Consider the following 18042-nt stretch of genomic DNA (forward strand, 5'->3'; position numbering starts at 1 on the left):
AATGACTGAAACCCCTGCCAAGCACGAGGTCGGCACCCCCGCCGACGCGCTCGCGCAGACCCAGGCCCCCACCGGGGCGATCTCCGACTTCGGCATCGACACGACATCGATGTCAACCGGCGAGGCTGTCCGCGACTACTTCGCCCGCCTGCGGGCCGGTGAGCTCGGCGCGCTGCCGTCGCTGTTCGGCCTGCTCGTGCTGGTGATCCTGTTCAGCGCGCTGTCGGACAACTTCTTCACGCTGGCCAACATCGCCAACGTGTTCCCGCAGGGCGCGGGCGTCATCATCATCGCGATGGGCATCGTGTTCGTGCTGCTGCTCGGCGAGATCGACCTCGCGGCCGGTGTGGCCTCCGGTGTCGCCGCGTCCGTGATGGCCCTGCACTACGTCCAGAACGGGAACCTGCTGGGCAACATGGGCACCGGCGTGTTCATCACGTTCATCGGGGTGCTCGCCCTGGCCATGCTCCTGTCGGCCTACCAGCGGATCTGGGCGGGTGCCGCCCTGTCGCTGATCGGCCTGCTGCTCGTCGCGATCGGCGTCCCGGCCAACGCCTGGCTCGAGATCCTGCTGGCCATCTGCGTCGGTACTGCGATCGGCTGCATCACCGGGTTCCTCGTGTCGAAGATCGGCATGCCGTCCTTCGTCGTGACGCTGGCGCTGTTCATCGTGTGGCAAGGCGTCCTGCTGCAGTTCATCGGTGAGGGCGGCACGATCGGCATCAGCAATTCGGACATCCTGTACAAGATCGCCAACGGCAACCTGAACATCCTGGGCAGCTGGATCTTCTTCCTCGTCGCGGCCGGCGGGTTCGCGGTGATCACGCTGACCAGCCACTTCAAGCGGCTCCAGCGCGGCCTGGTCGTCCAGCCGACGGCGCTGGTGATGGTCAAGGTCGGCGCGCTCGTCGTACTGTCGGCGATCGGCACCTGGCTGCTGACGATCAACCGCTCGCCGAACAAGGCGGTCGTCACGATCGAGGGCGTCCCGTACGTCATCCCGATCATGCTGGTGCTGCTGGTGGCCGGGACCTACGTGCTCAACCGGACCCGGTACGGCCGGTACGTCTACGCGGTCGGCGGCAACAAGGAAGCCGCCCGCCGCGCCGGTATCGACGTGCCGAAGATCCGGGCGAGCGTGTTCGTCATCGGCTCGGCGATCGCGGCCATCGGCGGCATCGTCGCCGCGTCGAAGGTCGGCTCGGTCAGCCCGCAGTCCGGTGGCCTCAACACGCTGCTGTTCGCGGTCGGTTCGGCCGTCATCGGCGGCACGTCGCTGTTCGGTGGCAAGGGCCGCGTGTCCGACGCCGTGGTCGGCGGGCTCGTGATCGCCGTGGTCATCAACGGCCTTGGCCTGCTCAAGCAGCCGGCCGCGGTGGTCAACATCATCACCGGTCTGGTCCTGCTCCTCGCCGCCACGGTCGACGCGCTGTCCCGGCGCCGCGCGGCTGCGTCGGCGCGCTGAACCAGCATGGGATGATCAAGCCCGTGACCAGCACGCCCGTTGCTCGACCGGACGAGGTGCGCCGGCACAACCGCACGACACTGCTCCGCCTGCTGCACGTCGGCGGGCCGAGCACCCGGGCGACCCTGGCCGCCGAGCTGGGGCTCAACCGGAGCACGATCAAGACCCTCGTCGACGGGCTCGCCGAAGCCGGTGTCGTCGAGGAGAAGGTGCCGAGGCCGGGACGAGGGGCGGGCCGCCCCTCGCTCCTGGTCCTGCCCCAGCCGCACGCGGCGGTCGTGCTCGCGGTCGACCTGCAGGTCGAGCACGTCGCGATCGCCCTGGTCGGGCTGGGCGGGCAGATCCTGGGCCGCAACAGCTGGAACCTGCGCGGTCGGATGGGGCAGCCCGAAGAGGTCATCACCCACGTCATCGAGTCGACGGCCATCCTGGCCGGCGACCTCGACGTGACCCCGGTGGCGGCCGGGGTGTCGGTACCCGGCGTCGTCCGGCGGGCGGACGGGCACGTGCACGAGGCCCCGAACCTGCGCTGGACCGACGTCGCGCTCGGCGATCGGCTCGGCGGCGTGCTGCAGATCCCGATCCTGGTCGGCAACGACGCCGAGTTCGGCGCGGTCGCCGAGCACCTGCGCGGGGCGGCCCGCGGCGCGTCCGACGTGGTGTACATCTCGGCGGACGTCGGCGTCGGCGGCGGCGTGATCGCGGAGGGCTCGGCCCTGCGCGGCGGCTCGGGGTACGTCGGCGAGATCGGGCACATGGTCATCCGGCCGGACGGGCGGCCCTGCTACTGCGGCAGCAGCGGCTGCTGGGAGACCGAGGTCGGCGAGGCGGCCCTGTGCCGGGCGCTCGGGCTGCCCGAAGAGACCCCGCGCGGGGCGATCCTGTTCGAGCTGCGGGAGCTGGGCCGCGCCCCGGAGAAGGCGATGTCGCGGCTTGCGGAGTTCGCCGAGTGGCTGACGCTGGGGCTGATCAACGTCGTCAACCTGCTGGGGCCGCAGCTGGTCATCCTGGGTGACCTGCTGACGGTGCTGCCGGAGGCGGTGCTGCGGCACGTCGGCGCCGAGGTGCGCCGCCGCAGCCTGGTGAGCCGGGCGGTGGGCGGCACGCGGATCGTCAGCTCGGCCCTCGGGGGCGACGGGAAGCTGCTCGGGGCCGCGGAAGTCGCGTTCGAAGTCGTCCTGGATTCTGTCTGATTTTCTGTCCGGTTCCGTGTCCGAAATCACTGCTAGCGGTAGTCGAACCGTGATTTCAGCCACGCAATCTGCAAGATGCAGAAAGTCGCCGGAGATGCAGAAAGGCGGCCGGTGCCTGTGCGCACCGGCCGCCTTTCGCGTCTGGGTTGTTACCGCTGGATGTCGGCGGACAGTTCCTTGAGCTTGGCCTCGTGCTCGCGGGCGTGGTGCCCGCAGAAGAGCAGTTCGCCACCCGTGCTGAGGATGGCTCGTACCTGAGCTGCTGCTCCGCACCGGTCACAGCGGTCGGCGGCGGTCAGTTCGGGGCGGGTGAGCGTCGGCGATGTCATGGGGGTCTCCCTCCGTCCCGGCACCGGTCGCCCGGTGCCATCGATCCAGCTACGCCCACTTCGGGACTGCTACCGGTGGCGGCGATCGCCTCCGGCTCCGCGTGTTCGTGCTTCCACTGTTCCAGACGTTTCGCGGCTCGCAAGTGTTCCCGCGCCGGTGGGACCTGAGTCACGTCGATTTACCCCGGATGCCGTAACGCCGTCCTGCATTCCAGGAGACGATTACCCGGAGAGTTACGTTTTCCGTGGTCAGGCAGCATGGGGTGGTGAGTACCGTGACTTCACCCCGACGGCTTTCCGCGGTCCCCGCTCCCCTCTTGTTCGTTCTCAGCGGAATTTCGATGTACGCCGGAGCGGCGGTGGCGGTCGACCTTTTCGGCCACGCATCCCCCGCCGGGGTGGCTTGGCTCCGCTGCCTGGGGGCGGCGGTGGTCCTGCTGGCCTGGCGCCGCCCGGGCCGAGCGGCCTGGAGGGGCCGCCGCCTCCTGCTGGCAATCGTGTTCGGCGTGGTGACGGCGGGCATGAACGTCCTGTTCTACGAGGCGATCGCCCGCCTGCCCCTGGGCACGGCGGTGGCGATGGAGTTCGCGGGCCCGGTGGTGGTCGCGGCGTTGGGCTCCCGGACGGTCCGCGACGTGGTGGCGCTGCTCCTGGTGGCGGCGGGCGTGGTGGCGATCGCGGACGTCCGCATCGCCGGCAGCTTCTGGGGAGTGGCGTTCGCGTTGGGAGCAGCGCTGGCCTGGGCGGGCTACATCCTGCTGGGCAAGAGAGTGGCGGTGGGCGGCGACGGCATCGACAGCCTGGCAATCGGGTTCTTCGCCGGAACGGTGGTCCTGTCCCCGCTGGCCCTGGGCACGGGCCCGGTGTGGTCATCGCCACGGCTGGTGCTCCTGGGAGTCGGGGTAGGGGTGCTGTCGACGGTGGTGCCGTACGCACTGGACCAGGTGGTGTTGAGGAGGGTCGGGCAGGCACGGTTCGCAACGCTGCTGGCATTGCTGCCGGTGACGGCGGGGGTGATGGGGTTCGTGTTGCTGGGCCAGGTGCCATCGCTGCCCGAGGCCCTGGGGACGGTGGCCGTCGTGGCGGGGGTGGCATTGCGAAGCCGGGAGCCGGGGGCGGCGGAGGTGGCGGAGCCGCCGGGCTGAGGTTTGGCTGGCTTGCTTTTGTCTGGTTTACCTGGAAAGTCCGGACGTCCCCGACTGAAACGGCAGGCTGACCACCCAACCGGCCCCCACCCAGACCCCCCCAACCACCCCGATCCGAAGCCAGCACGCGGACGGTGGTGCCGGGTCAAGGCATCTTTCCCGCCTTGACGCGGTACCACCGGCCGTAGTGACAATTCAGGCTTCGGGGTGGTGGACACCAGGCTGCTTGCCAGAAGACCCACCCAAGCCGGCGGAACCGCCGGAGAGAGACCCGCTCCCACCACACAGCAGCGACCAACTCCACGGCAGCACTACCGGGCAGGGCAGGTCCTGCAGCGGCAGCCTCCCGCGGCGGGCGGTTCCCGCGGCAGACGGCTCCCGTGGCAGACGGTTCCCGTGGCAGGTGGCTCCCGTGGCGGGCGGTTCCCGCTGCAGGTGGTTCCCGTGGCTGGTGGCTCCCGTGGCAGGTGGCTCCCGTGGCGGGCGGTTCCCGCTGCAGGTGGTTCCCGTGGCTGGTGGCTCCCGCGGCAGACGGTTCCCACGGCAGGTGGCTCCCGTGGCGGGCGGCTCCCACGACAGGCGCCTCCCACGACAGGCGGCCTCCCACGACAGGCGGCCTCCCACGACAGGCGGCCTCACGACAGAGAGCCCCCAAGGCGAGCAGCCCCACCAAGCCCCCACCCTGCGACCACCCAACCCGCGCCCCGAGCCCCTGCCAGCCCCTCCACCCCCACCGAGAACCCTATTCTGGTCAGGACGGCACAACGAACCACAGGCCGCCACCTCCGGCGCAACTGAGGGGACCGATGACTTCGGGGATCGACGGCGGGCAGCTCGACCTGTCCGGGGTGCGGTGGCTGCCGGGCGGGGCCCGGCTGGCCGCCGTCGCCCAGGCGGAGCTGCCCCAGAAGGATGGGCTGGCCGCGGCGTTCTGCGGGCTCGCCGCGCTGCGGGCGGCCGGGCTCGACGTGCCGGATCAGGACGCCGTCGCCGTGGCCGCCGGCACCGTCCGGGGGCCGGCCGTGCACCCGCCGGGGGAGCCGGGCCGGCGGGACTTCCGGCTGCCCGTGCCCGTCGTCGAGGATCCGGCCGCGGCCGGCACCCGGGTTTCCCGGCTGGCGGCGGCCGTCGAGTCGCTGTCGCGCGGGACGCTCGCGGCGGTGCCGGTGACCGGCGAGTGGACCACCGAGGCGCTGTTCGACCTGCTCGTCGGGCTGTGGGACGTCCCGCGCGTCGCGGTGCTCGCCCGGATCGACGGCGCCGAGCTCGGCGCGCACGACACCCCGGAACGCGCGCTGCTCGACTACCTCGACACCGGCGTCCCTCCACTGTGGACGTCACGCTGGCGGCCGCCCGGCGGCCACTTCGTGCTCCTGGCGGGCATCCGCATCGGCGCCGAGGGCACCCTGCTGTCCGTTGTGGACACCTATCCGTCGCTCGGGGACGACGGCCGGCACGACCAGCCCGTGGAATGGGTGACGGCGGCGCTGGCCGGGCTCGGCGTCCTCGTGGTCGTCGACACCGGCCAGGCCGGCGTGGTGCGCGCGGCGGCCGGTGGCGCCGGGCTCACTCCGTCCTTTTGGGACTGACCGCGAAGCGGGAGTGGCGGCGGCCGTAGGCGAAGTAGATCACCAGGCCGATCACCAGCCACGCGGCGAACCGCAGCCACGTCAGCACGTTCAGGTTCAGCATCAGGTACAGGCACGCCAGCGCGGCCAGGACCGGGACCACGGGCGAGAACGGCACCCGGAACGGCCGGTCCAGGTCGGGACGGCGGCGGCGCAGCACCGGGACCGCCACGGCCACGATGATCATCGCCGACAGCGCGCCGATGCTCACCATGTCGGCCAGCTCGGAGATCGGGATGAACGCGGCCAGGACGGCGATGAGCGCCGCGCCGCCGATGGTCATCCGGTGCGGGGTGCCCCAGCGCGGGTGTGCCGTGCCGAGCGCCTTCGGCAGCAGGCCGTCGCGGCCCATCGCGAACCCGATCCGCCCGATCGTGACCAGCTCGACCATCATCACCGACGTCAGCCCGGTGACCGCGCCGAGCGAGATCAGCGCACCCACCCAGTGCTGGCCGACCCGGTCGAACGCGTCCGCCAGCGGCGCGCCGGTGTCGATGTCGGTGAACGGGACCATGCCGGTCAGCACGATCGAGACGCCGATGTAGAGCAGCGCGCACACGCCCAGCGCGCCGAGGATGCCGACGCGCAGGTCCTTGCGCGGGTTCAGCGTCTCCTCGCCGAGGTTCGCGAGCGCCTCGAAGCCGGTGTAGGCGAAGAAGACCACGGCGGCCGCGGTGATCATGCCGGCGATGCCGTACACCGACTGCTCCAGGCCGAGCGCGGCCTGGACGATCGGTTGCTCCAGCACCGTCGACCCGGCTTCGGGCGCCTTGGCCGGCGGGATGAACGGCGTCAGGTTCGCGCCCTTGACGAAGAACAGGCCGACCGCGAGCACCAGCACGCAGACCGCGACCTTCACGCACACCAGCAGGTTGGTCAGCCAGGCCGACTCCTTGATCCCCAGCACGGCGACCACGGTCAGCACGGCGATGATCAGCACCGCGCCGATGTTGACCTTCGCGTCCTCGCCGAACCACTCCGGCGACAGCCCGAGCAGGTTCGCCAGGTACCCCGACCAGCCGCGTGACACGACGGCGGCGCCGAGCGCGAACTCCAGCAGCAGGTCCCAGCCGATGATCCAGGCGAACACCTCGCCCAGGGTGGCGAAGGCGTAGGTGTAAGCGCTTCCCGCCGTCGGGACGCTGGAGGCGAGCTCCGCGTAGCACAGCGCCGCGAGCCCGGCGACGACCGCGCCGAGCACGAACGACAGCGTCACCGCCGGCCCCGCGTGGGTCTTCGCCTCGACGCCGGCCAAGGTGAAGATGCCGGTGCCGATGATGATCCCGACGCCGAACCCGATCAGGTCGCGCCCGCGCAGCCGCCGTTTGAGCTCCCCGGAGTCCTGGCGGTCCAGGACCTCGTCCACGTTCAACGTTCTCCGCTCACCCATGAGGAGAAAGTTAGAAGGTCACGGGTCTTTCCGCAGATCGGCGCCGGTCTCCTGGGCGAGGATCGCGGCTTGCACCCGCGAGCGCAGGCCGAGCTTGGCCAGCACGCGCGAGACGTGCGTCTTCACCGTCGCCTCGCCGATGTGCAGCCGGGTGCCGATCTGGGTGTTGGACAGGCCCTCGCCCAGGCAGCCGAGCACCTCGCGTTCGCGGTCGGTGAGGTCGCCGAGGCCGGGCGGGAGGGGCGCCCGGTCCGGGGCCGACGCGGCGAACGCGGTGATCAGCCGCCGCGTGACCTGCGGGGCGAGCACGCCGTCACCGGCCGCGACGAGCTTCACCGCTTCGATCAGCCGGGGCGCTTCGACCGATTTGAGCAGAAAACCGGCCGCTCCGGCCCGCAGCGCGCCGTGCACGTACTCGTCGAGGTCGAACGTGGTCAGCACGAGCACCTGGGTGAGCCCCGCGGACACCAGTTCCCGGGTGGCGGCGATGCCGTCGGTGCCCGGCATCCGGACGTCCATCAGCGTGACGTCCGGCCGCAGCGCCCGCGCCTGCCGGACGGCGGCGGCGCCATCAGCCGCCTCGCCGACGACCTCGATGCCCTCGGCGTTGCCGAGGATGGTCGTGAGGCCGAACCGGATGGCGCTGTGGTCGTCGGCGACCAGGACGCGGACTGTCATCGCAGCCTTTCGGGGGTCCGGGTGGCGAAGCCCCCGGCCCGGGACGAAGTTCCGGTTGTCACAGCGGGCTCACCGGGAGTTCGGCGCGCACCAGCCAGCCGTCGCCCGCCGGGCCCGCGGTGAGCTCGCCGCCCACCGCGTCGGCGCGCTCGCGCATGTTCAGCAGGCCCGTGCCGGCGCCGGTGGCGGGGAGCGGGCCGCGGACGTCGTTGCGGACCTCGACCGCGAGCACGCCGTCGAGGCAGCGGACGGCGACGTCGACCCGGCCGCCTGGGGCGTGCTTGACGGCGTTGGTCAGCGCTTCCTGCGCGATCCGGTACGCCGTCAGGTCGACCGCCGCCGGCAGCGGCAGCCGCTCGTCCACAGTGGACTCGACGTGCACCTCCAGCCCGCTGGCCCTGGCCGACTCCGCCAGTTTGGCCAGGTCCGCGAGCCGGGCGGGCGCGGTCGTCTCCGTCTCGCCGCCGTCGGCCTTGAGCAGCCCGATCATCGCGCGCATCTCCTCCAGGGCGCTGACGCTGTTCTCCCGCACCGATTCCAGCACGGCCTTCGCCAGTTTCGGGTCCGGCAGCGACAGTGCCGCCTCGGACTGGATGGCGATGGCCGAGAGGTGTCCGGCGATGACGTCGTGCAGGTCGCGGGCCATCCGCCCGCGTTCGGCGGCGACCGCCGCCCGCCGGTCCAGTTCCGCGATCTTCGCCAGCTGCCCGGCGTTGGCGCGCTCGGCCTCGGCGACGTCGCGCTGCTGGCGGACGTTCGCCGCCCACCACACCGGCGTGATGACGAACGGCAGCACGGCGACCGCGGCCAGCACCGCGGCCCGCCACTGCTGCGAGAGGACCAGCACCGCGGCGAGCACGCCCACCACGGAGGACGCGGCGAGGCCGATCATCACCCGGCTGGTGCGCCGGGAGCCGTAGAGCGTCGCCGCGTAGAGGAAGTCGGTGTAGACGATCAGCACCGGCAGCGACGGGCCGAGCCGGACGTCCACCGCGAGCACCGCCGTGGCCAGCAGCAGCGCCAGGGGGACGCGCCGGCGGAGCAGCTCGAGCCCGCACAACGCGGTCAGCTCCAGCAGCCGCACCCCCAGCGGCGCGTGGTCGTAGCCCGTCACGAGCCGGTGGACGTCCGTCGCGTAGACGAGGAAGCCGAGCAGCCAGGTGGCCAGCGCGATCAGGCCGTCCTGCTGCCACACCGGGAGCGAGCGCAGGCGGGGGAGAGGCACCTGATCATCCCAGCACACCGCGTGAGGCGGCCGCGTCCTACGAAGTGATGACGCCCGGTCCGTCCCTTCGCGGACGCGGCCGGGCGGGCGGGCGCGGGAGCGTGGCGGGGTGGACGAGATCGGGAAGTTCTTCGCGGAGAACCCGATGGCGGCCGTCATCGCGGCGGGCGAGATCGGGTTCTGGGTGTTCATCGCGGCGGGGCTGGCGGTGCGGTACGTGCTGCGCCTGCGACGCGCCTCGGCGGTGGTGCTGGCCCTGGTGCCGCTGGTCGACGTCGTGGTGCTGGTGGCGACCGTGCTGGACCTGTCCGCCGGGGGCAAGCCGGGCTTCACGCACGGCCTGGCCGCGGTCTACCTGGGGTTCAGCGTCGTTTTCGGGCCCAGCATGGTCCGGTGGGCGGACGAGCGGTTCGCGCACCGGTTTGCCGGCGGGCCGCCACCGCCGCCGAAGCGGCAGGGCCGGGCGAGGGCGCGGCACGAGTGGCGCGAGTGGGGCAAGTGCCTGCTGGCCTGCGGGCTGGCGGCGGCGGCCCTGCTGGCGGCGATCTTCGCGATCGGCGAGCCGGAGAGGGTGGCGCCGCTGTGGGGGTGGTTGCCGCGGCTGGGCACGGTGTCGGCGATCTGGCTGTTCGCCGGGCCGGTCTGGGAGGAGCTGTTCGGCAAGCGCGAGGAGGTCCGCTCGTGAGGGACCTTCCTGCGGGCCGGCCGGGGCGCTCCCGCCGCCGGGGTGAGTGGCTCCCGGCCCTCGGGCTCGCGAAGCTCCGAGGGTGACGTCGGCCGTGCGGATGGCGGGAACCGCCCGGCACCGGAATGCTGGTCCCGTGCCCGAACAGATCCCCGCCCTGCACGAGCTCGCCGCCCACTACGGTGTCGCCACCCGGTACGAGAACGCCGACCGGGTCTGGGTCGAGGTGGCCGATGACGTCGTCGTCGCCGTTCTCGGCCAGTTCGGCGTCGATGCCACCAGTGACCAGGCCATCGCCGCCGCGCTCGGCGCCGCGCGCGAAGCCCCGGCCGCCCTGCCGCCGACCATCGTCGTGCGGGAAGGCACCGGCACCGCGCTGAGCGTCGACGCCGAGGTCGTCCTCGAAGACGGGACGCGGCGGCAGGCCGCCGGCCACCTGCCCGCCGACCTGCCGCTCGGGTGGCACCGGGTGGTCACCGCCGACCAGGACGTCGTGCTCGCCGTCGTGCCGGCGAAGCTGCCGCAGGTGCGGCCCGCCTGGGGGTGGATGCTGCAGCTCTACGCCCTGCACTCGGCCGGTTCCTGGGGCATCGGCGACTACGCCGACCTCGCCACCTTCGCCGCCCGGTCGGCCGCCGAACTGGACGCCGGCGTCCTGCTGGTCAATCCGGTCCAGGCGATCAGCCCCGCCCACCCGATCGAGCGGTCGCCGTACTCGCCCGCGAGCCGCCGGTTCGCCAACCCCGTCTACCTGCGCGTCACCGCCACCGAGACCTTCCGGCAGGCCGATGCCGCCACCCGGGCCGCCGTCGAGTCCCTGGCCCCGGACCGCGAAGGCGAATTGATCGACTACGACGCCGTCTGGACGGCCAAGCGCGCCGCCCTCGAGCTGCTGTGGCCGCACCGCGTCGAGGAAGTCCCCGGGGACATGGATGACTTCGCCCTCTTCTGCGCTCTCGCCGAGCAGCACGGCGGCGACTGGCGAGACTGGCCGGAGGACCTTCGCGACCCGGCCGGACCGGCCACGGCGAAGGCGCGCGAAGAGCTGAAGGACCGTGTCGCCTTCCACGCCTGGCTGCAGCACCTCTGCCGAGTCCAGCTGGAAGTGGCACGCCAAGCCGCCCGCGAGGCCGGGATGACCGTCGGGATCGTGCACGACCTGCCGGTCGGGGTGCACCCCGGCGGGGCCGACACCTGGGCGCTCAACGACGTCTTCGCCGCCGACGTGCGGGTCGGCGCGCCCCCGGACGCCTTCAACCAGCAGGGCCAGGACTGGAACCTGCCGCCGTGGCGGCCGGACAAGCTGGCCGAGGCCGGGTACGCGCCGTTCCGGGACGTCATCCGGGGCGTCCTGCGCTTCGCCGACGGCATCCGGGTCGACCACATCGCCGGCCTGTGGCGGCTCTGGTGGATCCCGCCGGGCGAGCCCGCGCACCGCGGCACGTACGTCCACTACGACGCCGAAGCGATGGTCGGCGTGCTCGCGCTCGAAGCGCACCGCGCCGGCGCCGTCGTCGTGGGGGAGGACCTCGGCACCGTCGAGGAGGTCGTCACCGAAACCATGCACGAACGGGGGATGCTCAGCTCCGCCGTGCTGTGGTTCGAACGCGACTGGGACGCGCCCGGCCGGCCGTTCACCTCGCCGGACACCTGGGACCCGGACGCGATGGCCAGCATCTCCACGCACGACCTGCCGACCGTCGCGGGCTGGCTGCGGGGCGAGCACGTCCGGGTCCGCGCCGAGCTCGGCCTGCTGGACCGCGGGGTCGAAGCGGAGGAGCAGGCCGCCGCCGAGGAGCGCACAGCGCTGCTGGAACTCGTTGCCCGCGAAGGCATTCCGGACGACGACCCGGTCGTCGCGCTGCACACCCTGCTCGCGCGAGCCGCGTCCCGGCTGGTGCTGACCTCTCCGGCCGACGTGGCGGGCCAGGTGCGGCAGCCGAATCTGCCCGGAACCATCGACCAGTACCCTAACTGGCGGATTCGCCTCCCCGTCAGCGTCGACGGCTTCTTCACCGCGAAGGGAGTCCGCGCCGCGGTCGCACCGCTGGCGGCGGCCCGGCCGCTGCCCCGGTGACGACGGTAACGACCATCCCTGCGCGCGCGACCCCCGGTGGTACGCCACCGGCACGACCAAGCTCGAGGAGAAACCCAGTGCGGCCCTGGCCCGGAACGCCCTACCCGCTCGGCGCCACCTACGACGGAGTCGGGACGAACTTCGCCCTGTTCTCCGAGGTGGCCGAGCGCGTCGAACTGTGCCTGTTCGACGCCGAGGGCAAGGAGGAGCGGTACGCGCTCGAAGAGGTGGACGGCTTCGTCCACCACGGCTACCTGCTCAACGTCGGCCCCGGGCAGCGCTACGGGTTCCGGGTGCACGGCCCGTACGACCCGAAGCGCGGCCTGCGCTGCAACCCGAACAAGCTGCTCATCGACCCGTACGCGAAGGCCGTCTCGCACGGCGTGAAGTGGGACGAGTCGCTGTTCGGCTACAAGTTCGACAACCCGGCCGAGCGCAACGACGACGACAGCGCCGGCCGCGTGCCGTATTCGCTGGTGGCGAACCCGTTCTTCGACTGGGGCAACGACCGCCAGCCGAAGCGGCCGTACAACGAGACGGTCATCTACGAGGCGCACGTCAAGGGCATGACCGTGCATCACCCGTTCGTGCCCGAAGCACTGCGGGGCACGTACGCCGGTCTCGCGCACCCCGCGGTCGTCGAGCACCTGCAGAAACTCGGCGTGACCGCGGTGGAACTGCTGCCGGTGCACCAGTTCGTCACCGACCACGGGCTGGCCGAAAAAGGCCTGACGAACTACTGGGGCTACAACACGATCGGGTACTTCGCGCCCCACGACTCCTACGCGGCGATGCCCGGCGAGGGCGGCCAGGTCCAGGAGTTCAAGGGCATGGTCAAGGCCTTCCACGAAGCCGGGATCGAAGTGATCCTCGACGTGGTTTACAACCACACGGCCGAGGGAAACCACCTCGGGCCGACGCTGTCGATGCGGGGCATCGACAACGAGGCCTACTACCGGCTGGTGGAGGGGGAGCCCGAGTACTACATGGACTACACCGGCACCGGCAACTCCCTCAACGTCCGCAACCCGCACACCCTGCAGCTGATCATGGATTCGCTGCGCTACTGGGTGACGGAGATGCACGTCGACGGCTTCCGGTTCGACCTCGCCTCCGCGCTGGCCCGCGAGTTCTACGACGTCGACCGGCTGTCGACGTTCTTCGACCTGGTGCAGCAGGACCCGATCGTCAGCCAGGTGAAGCTGATCGCCGAGCCGTGGGACGTCGGCCCCGGTGGCTACCAGGTCGGCAACTTCCCGCCGCTGTGGACCGAGTGGAACGGGCAGTTCCGCGACACCGTGCGCGACTTCTGGCGCGGCGAGCCGTCGACCCTGGGGGAGTTCGCGAGCCGGATCACCGGGTCGTCGGACCTCTACCAGGACGACGGCCGGCGCCCCTTCGCGTCGATCAACTTCGTCACCGCCCACGACGGCTTCACACTGCGGGACCTGGTGTCCTACAACGAAAAGCACAACGAGGCCAACGGCGAGGACGGCCGCGACGGCGCCGACGACAACCGCTCGTGGAACTGCGGGGTCGAGGGCGAGACCGACGATCCCGAGGTGCTCGCCCTGCGCGTCCGGCAGCAGCGGAACATGCTCGCGACGCTGATGCTGTCCCAGGGTGTGCCGATGATCCTGCACGGCGACGAGTTCGGCCGCACCCAGCAGGGCAACAACAACGTCTACTGCCAGGACTCCGAACTGTCCTGGATGGACTGGGAGCTGGCTAAGGAGAACGCGGACCTGGTCAAGTTCACCGCCGGGCTGGGCGCGTTCCGGCACCGGCACCCGGTGTTCCGCCGCCGCCGGTTCTTCCAGGGCGGCCCGGTCGGCAAGGGCGACAAGCTGGGCGACATCGCCTGGTTCACCCCGGCCGGCGAGGAGATGACCGAGCAGAACTGGGACGACGGCTTCGGCAAGGCGGTCGTCGTCTTCCTCAACGGCAAGGCGATCCCCGACCTCGACCAGCGCGGGATGCACGTCGAGGACAACTCGTTCCTGCTCGCCTTCAACGCCCACTACGAGGACATCGACACCACGCTCCCGGGCAACGGCTACGGGGAAAGCTGGACCGTCGTCGTCGACACCGCGACCGGCGAGGTGGAACCCGCCGACGCGAAACCGGTCGAAGGCGGCGGCCGGCTCACCCTGCCCGCCCGGTCCCTGATCGTGCTGCAACGGACGGAGACGGAATCCGCATGACCGTGCCGGAGTCGACCTACCGGGTCCAGCTGCGCCCGGAGTTCACCTTCGCCGACGCGGCCGGCATCGCCGGCTACCTGCGCGACCTCGGCATCGGGGCGCTGTACGCGTCGCCGGTGCTGGACGCGGCCCCCGGTTCGACGCACGGTTACGACGTCGTCGACCCGACCCGCGCGCGGCCCGCGCTGGGCGGTGAGGGGGCGCGCCAGGAGTTGGCCGCGCTGCTGAAGGAGCTCGGGCTGGGCCTGGTGGTCGACATCGTGCCGAACCACATGTCGGTCGAGGTGCCGAAGGCGAACCGCTGGTGGTGGGACGTCCTCGAGCACGGCCGCGACTCCGAGTACGCGTCCTTCTTCGACGTCGACTGGGAGCGCGGCCCGCTCCTGCTGCCGGTCCTCGGCGACGACGACGCCGTCGGGGAGCTGACCGTCGAGGGCGACGAGCTGGTCTACTACGACCACCGCTTCCCGATCGCCCCCGGCACCGGAGGCGGGACGCCGCAAGAGGTCCACGAGCGCCAGCACTACCGCCTGATCGGCTGGCGCCGCGGCAACGCCGAGCTGACCTACCGCCGGTTCTTCGACATCACCACGCTGGCCGCGGTCCGCGTCGAAGACCCGAAGGTGTTCGCCGCGACGCACGGCGAGGTGCTGCGCTGGGTCGCCGACGGCGACGTCACCGGCCTGCGCGTCGACCACCCGGACGGCCTCGCCGACCCGGGCGGCTACTTCCGGCGGCTGCGGGAGAACGCACCGGACGCGTGGATCGTGGCCGAGAAGATCCTGCACCCGGGCGAGCCGCTGCCGCAGAGCTGGCCGGTCGACGGCACCACCGGCTACGACGCCCTGCGCGAGATCGCCGGTGTCTTCGTCGACCCGGCGGGCGAGCCCGGCTTCACCGAGCTGGCCACCGAGCTGGGCGTGAAAACCGGCTACCACCGCGTCGAGGCCGAGGCCCGGCGCTTGGTCACCGACCGCATCCTGGTCGCCGAGGTCCGGCGGATCGCCGCGCTGCTGCCCGGCGTCGACCCCGAGCAGGCCCGGCAGGCGGTGGCCGAGACCATGATCGCCTTCCCGGTCTACCGTTCCTACCTCCCCGAAGGCGTGGTGCACTGGGCGGCGGCGATCGAGGGCGCCCGTCGGGCGCGGCCCGACCTCGCCGACGCGCTGCGCGCCCTCGACACCCACGTGCGCGAGAACCCGGAGAGCGAGCTGGCCACCCGGCTCCAGCAGACGTCCGGCATGGTCGTGGCCAAGGGCACCGAGGACACGACGTTCTACCGCTACACGCGCTTCGCCGCGCTCAACGAGGTCGGCGGCAACCCGGACCGGTTCGGCCTGGACGTCGAGGACTTCCACCGGCTGGCCGCCGAGCGCGAGGCCGGTTACCCGGCGGCGATGACGACGCTGACCACGCACGACACCAAGCGCTCGGAGGACACGCGCGCCCGGATGGCGGTGCTGGCCGAGGTGCCCGGCGAGTTCGCCGAGGCCGTCCGGCGGTGGACCGCGCGCCGCGGCATCGACGAGCCGTCGCTGAACCTGCTGGCCTGGCAGACCCTGGTGTCGACCTGGCCGATCGAGCCGGCGCGGCTGCGGGACTACCTGGACAAGGCGGCCAAGGAAGCCAAGCTCCGGACCAGCTGGACCGACCACGACGAGGCCTTCGAGGCCGACGTGGCCGCCTGGCCCGAAGACGTGATGAACGACCCGGAGCTGGCCGCCGACGTCGAGGCGTTCGTCCGGCGCATCGAAGGGCCCGGGTACGCGAACTCGCTCGGCCAGAAGCTCGTCCAGCTCACCGCGCCCGGCGTCCCGGACGTCTACCAGGGCACCGAGCTGTGGGACTTCTCGCTGGTGGACCCGGACAACCGCCGCCCGGTCGACTACGTCGTCCGGCGGGAGCTCCTGGCGCGGATCGCCGAGGGCGAGCTGCCGGAGATCGACGCGTCGGGTGCGGCGAAGCTGCTGGTCGTGCACAAGGCGCTGCGGCTGCGGCGGGAGCACCCGGCGCTGTTCCGCGGCTACCGGCCGCTGCGGGCCGAGGGTGCCGCGGAGAAGCACGTCCTGGCCTACACGCGCAGCTCGGACCTCGCCGTGGCGGTGACCCGGCTCCCGGCCGGGCTCGACGCCGGCGGCGGCTGGCGCGACACCGTCCTGCCGCTGCCGCCCGGGGTCTGGACCGACGTCCTGACCGGCCGGGAAGCGACCGGCGACCTGGCGACCCTGTTCGAGCGGTACCCCGTCGCGTTGCTGGTGCGAGGAGACGCATGAAGTTCAGCGTGTGGGCCCCGGCGGCCCGCCGGGTCCGGGTGAGCGTCGACGCGGGCGTGCACGAGATGACCGCGGGTGACGGCGGCTGGTGGCACGCCGACGCCGAGGGGATCAACTACGCCTTCCTGCTCGACGACGACGAGAAACCGCTGCCCGACCCGCGGTCGCGGTGGCAGCCGCACGGCGTCCACGCCGAGTCGCGCGTCTACGACCACGGCGAGTTCGCCTGGACCGACGACGCCTGGACCGGCCGTCAGCTGCCCGGCGCCGTCCTCTACGAACTCCACATCGGCACGTTCACCGAAGGCGGCACCTTCGACGCGGCGATCGACCGGCTCGACCACCTCGTCGACCTCGGCATCACGCACGTCGAACTGCTGCCGGTCAACTCCTTCGACGGCACCGCGGGCTGGGGCTACGACGGCGTCCTCTGGGGCGCGGTCCACGAGCCCTACGGCGGCCCGGACGGGTTCAAGCGGTTCGTCGACGCGGCTCACGCGCGGGGCCTGGCCGTCGTGCTCGACGTCGTCTACAACCACCTCGGCCCGTCGGGGGCCTACCTCGACAAGTTCGGACCGTACTTCGCCGGCCAGAACGACTGGGGACCCGGCCTCAACCTCGACGGCGCCGGCTCCGACGAGGTCCGCCGGTACGTGGTCGACAACGCGCTGAGCTGGTTCCGCGACTTCCACGTCGACGCCCTGCGCCTGGACGCCGTGCACGCGCTGCTCGACCGGCGGGCCGTCCACCTGCTCGAACAGCTCGCCACCGAGGCCGACGCGCTGTCGGCGGCGCTCAACCGGCCGCTGACCCTGATCGCCGAGTCCGACCTCAACGACCCGCGGCTGGTCACGCCCCGCGAGCGTGGCGGCTACGGCCTGCACGCCCAGTGGTCGGACGACCTCCACCACGCCCTGCACGTCAAGCTGACCGGCGAGGCGACCGGGTATTACACGGACTTCGCCGCACCGGACGCCCTCGAGCGGGTGCTGCGAGAGGTGTTCTTCCACGCGGGCACCTGGTCGTCGTTCCGGGAGCGGACGCACGGCCGCCCGGTCGACACGCGGACCGTGCCGGGCCACCGCTTCCTCGGCTACCTGCAGAACCACGACCAGATCGGCAACCGCGCGACCGGCGACCGGCTGTCCGCGACGGTCTCGGCCGACCGGCTGGCCTGCGGGGCGGCGATCCTGTTCTGCTCGCCGTACACGCCGATGGTGTTCATGGGGGAGGAGTGGGCGGCGAGCACGCCGTGGCAGTTCTTCGCGTCCTTCCCGGACCCGGAGCTGGCCGAGGCCGTCCGCACCGGCCGCCGTCGCGAGTTCTCGCGGCACGGCTGGGGCGAGTCGGAGGTGCCGGACCCGATGGACCCGGCCACCGTCGAACGCTCGCGGCTGGATTGGACCGAGCCGGAGCGTCCCGGTCACCGGGACATGCTGGCGCTCTACCGCGCGTTGATCCGGTTGCGCCGCGAACGGCCGGAGCTGGCCGACCCGTGGGTCGCGGACCTGCGCGTCGACTCCGCGCCGGACGGGTCGTGGCTGGTGCTGCACCGCGGCGCGCTGCGACTGGCCGTCAACTTCGGCCCCGGCCCGGTCACCCTGCCGCTCGGGGCCGCGGAGTCGCTGCTGACCTGGGGAGAGGCCACCGTGGACGGTGGGGCCGCCCACCTGCCCCCGGACACCTTCGTGATCGCCCGGTCGGCGGTTGCCTCCGGGTAACTCCTCTGCCAGGACGCGCACGGACCGCT

At 72.0% G+C, this 18042-nt stretch carries 13 protein-coding genes; 9 read left to right on the plus strand and 4 right to left on the minus strand.

From position 1 onward, the window contains the following. Position 1 precedes the first annotated feature (1 nt). Complete coding sequence (locus tag ACWEF6_RS26680) at positions 2-1465, plus strand: sugar ABC transporter permease (RefSeq protein ID WP_449685431.1); 1464 nt, start codon at positions 2-4, stop codon at positions 1463-1465. An 11-nt stretch (positions 1466-1476) separates the two neighbouring features. Beyond that, positions 1477-2658, plus strand: a complete 1182-nt coding sequence (locus ACWEF6_RS26685) for an ROK family protein (protein ID WP_449685432.1) — start codon at positions 1477-1479, stop codon at positions 2656-2658. A gap of 149 nt (positions 2659-2807) precedes the next feature. Here the strand turns inward: ACWEF6_RS26685 and ACWEF6_RS26690 are convergent, their stop codons facing one another. Beyond that, a complete protein-coding gene (locus ACWEF6_RS26690; RefSeq protein ID WP_004561029.1) occupies positions 2808-2987 on the minus strand; it encodes a DUF7455 domain-containing protein in 180 nt (59 codons plus the stop codon). 341 nt (positions 2988-3328) lie between these two features. On the opposite strand from ACWEF6_RS26690, the gene ACWEF6_RS26695 reads away from it, so the two are divergent. Both ACWEF6_RS26695 and ACWEF6_RS26700 read left to right on the plus strand, forming a co-directional pair. Beyond that, positions 3329-4132 (plus strand): EamA family transporter, encoded by an 804-nt coding sequence (locus tag ACWEF6_RS26695; RefSeq protein WP_449685433.1) that lies wholly within the window; start codon positions 3329-3331, stop codon positions 4130-4132. 806 nt (positions 4133-4938) lie between these two features. Continuing rightward, positions 4939-5721 carry a DUF6885 family protein gene (locus tag ACWEF6_RS26700; protein WP_449685434.1) on the plus strand — a complete coding sequence of 261 codons (783 nt, stop codon included), beginning with the start codon at positions 4939-4941 and terminating at the stop codon, positions 5719-5721. Here the strand turns inward: ACWEF6_RS26700 and ACWEF6_RS26705 are convergent. Genes ACWEF6_RS26705 through ACWEF6_RS26715 form a run of 3 tightly spaced genes read right to left on the minus strand, consistent with a single transcriptional unit; the run spans position 5699 to position 9053 of the window. After that, entirely contained in the window at positions 5699-7126 is a 1428-nt protein-coding gene (locus ACWEF6_RS26705; protein WP_449685456.1) for an amino acid permease, read from the minus strand. The two genes, ACWEF6_RS26700 and ACWEF6_RS26705, sit on opposite strands and share 23 nt — an antisense overlap. 42 nt (positions 7127-7168) lie before the next feature. Continuing rightward, on the minus strand, positions 7169-7828 hold the full coding sequence (locus ACWEF6_RS26710) for a response regulator (protein ID WP_449685435.1): 660 nt from the start codon (positions 7826-7828) through the stop codon (positions 7169-7171). 58 nt (positions 7829-7886) lie between these two features. Next, positions 7887-9053 carry a sensor histidine kinase gene (locus ACWEF6_RS26715; protein WP_449685436.1) on the minus strand — a complete coding sequence of 389 codons (1167 nt, stop codon included), beginning with the start codon at positions 9051-9053 and terminating at the stop codon, positions 7887-7889. A 109-nt stretch (positions 9054-9162) separates the two neighbouring features. Between ACWEF6_RS26715 and ACWEF6_RS26720 the strand changes: the two genes are divergently transcribed. From ACWEF6_RS26720 to treZ, 5 genes are all read left to right on the plus strand, one after another. Then, positions 9163-9738 (plus strand): hypothetical protein, encoded by a 576-nt coding sequence (locus tag ACWEF6_RS26720; protein WP_449685437.1) that lies wholly within the window; start codon positions 9163-9165, stop codon positions 9736-9738. Positions 9739-9838: 100 nt separating this feature from the next. Continuing rightward, positions 9839-11815, plus strand: a complete 1977-nt coding sequence (gene malQ, locus ACWEF6_RS26725) for a 4-alpha-glucanotransferase (protein WP_449685457.1) — start codon at positions 9839-9841, stop codon at positions 11813-11815. 77 nt (positions 11816-11892) lie between these two features. Continuing rightward, complete coding sequence (glgX, locus tag ACWEF6_RS26730) at positions 11893-14019, plus strand: glycogen debranching protein GlgX (RefSeq protein WP_449685438.1); 2127 nt, start codon at positions 11893-11895, stop codon at positions 14017-14019. Continuing rightward, the gene (gene treY, locus ACWEF6_RS26735) at positions 14016-16292 is read left to right on the plus strand and encodes a malto-oligosyltrehalose synthase (protein ID WP_449685439.1); all 2277 of its coding nucleotides are present in this window, start codon (positions 14016-14018) and stop codon (positions 16290-16292) included. The genes glgX and treY overlap by 4 nt, the downstream gene beginning before the upstream one ends. Then, positions 16289-18013, plus strand: coding sequence for a malto-oligosyltrehalose trehalohydrolase (gene treZ / locus ACWEF6_RS26740; protein WP_449685440.1), 1725 nt, complete (start codon positions 16289-16291; stop codon positions 18011-18013). The genes treY and treZ overlap by 4 nt, the downstream gene beginning before the upstream one ends. Positions 18014-18042: the final 29 nt, after the last annotated feature.

This window comes from Amycolatopsis sp. NPDC004772, from assembly GCF_053601215.1.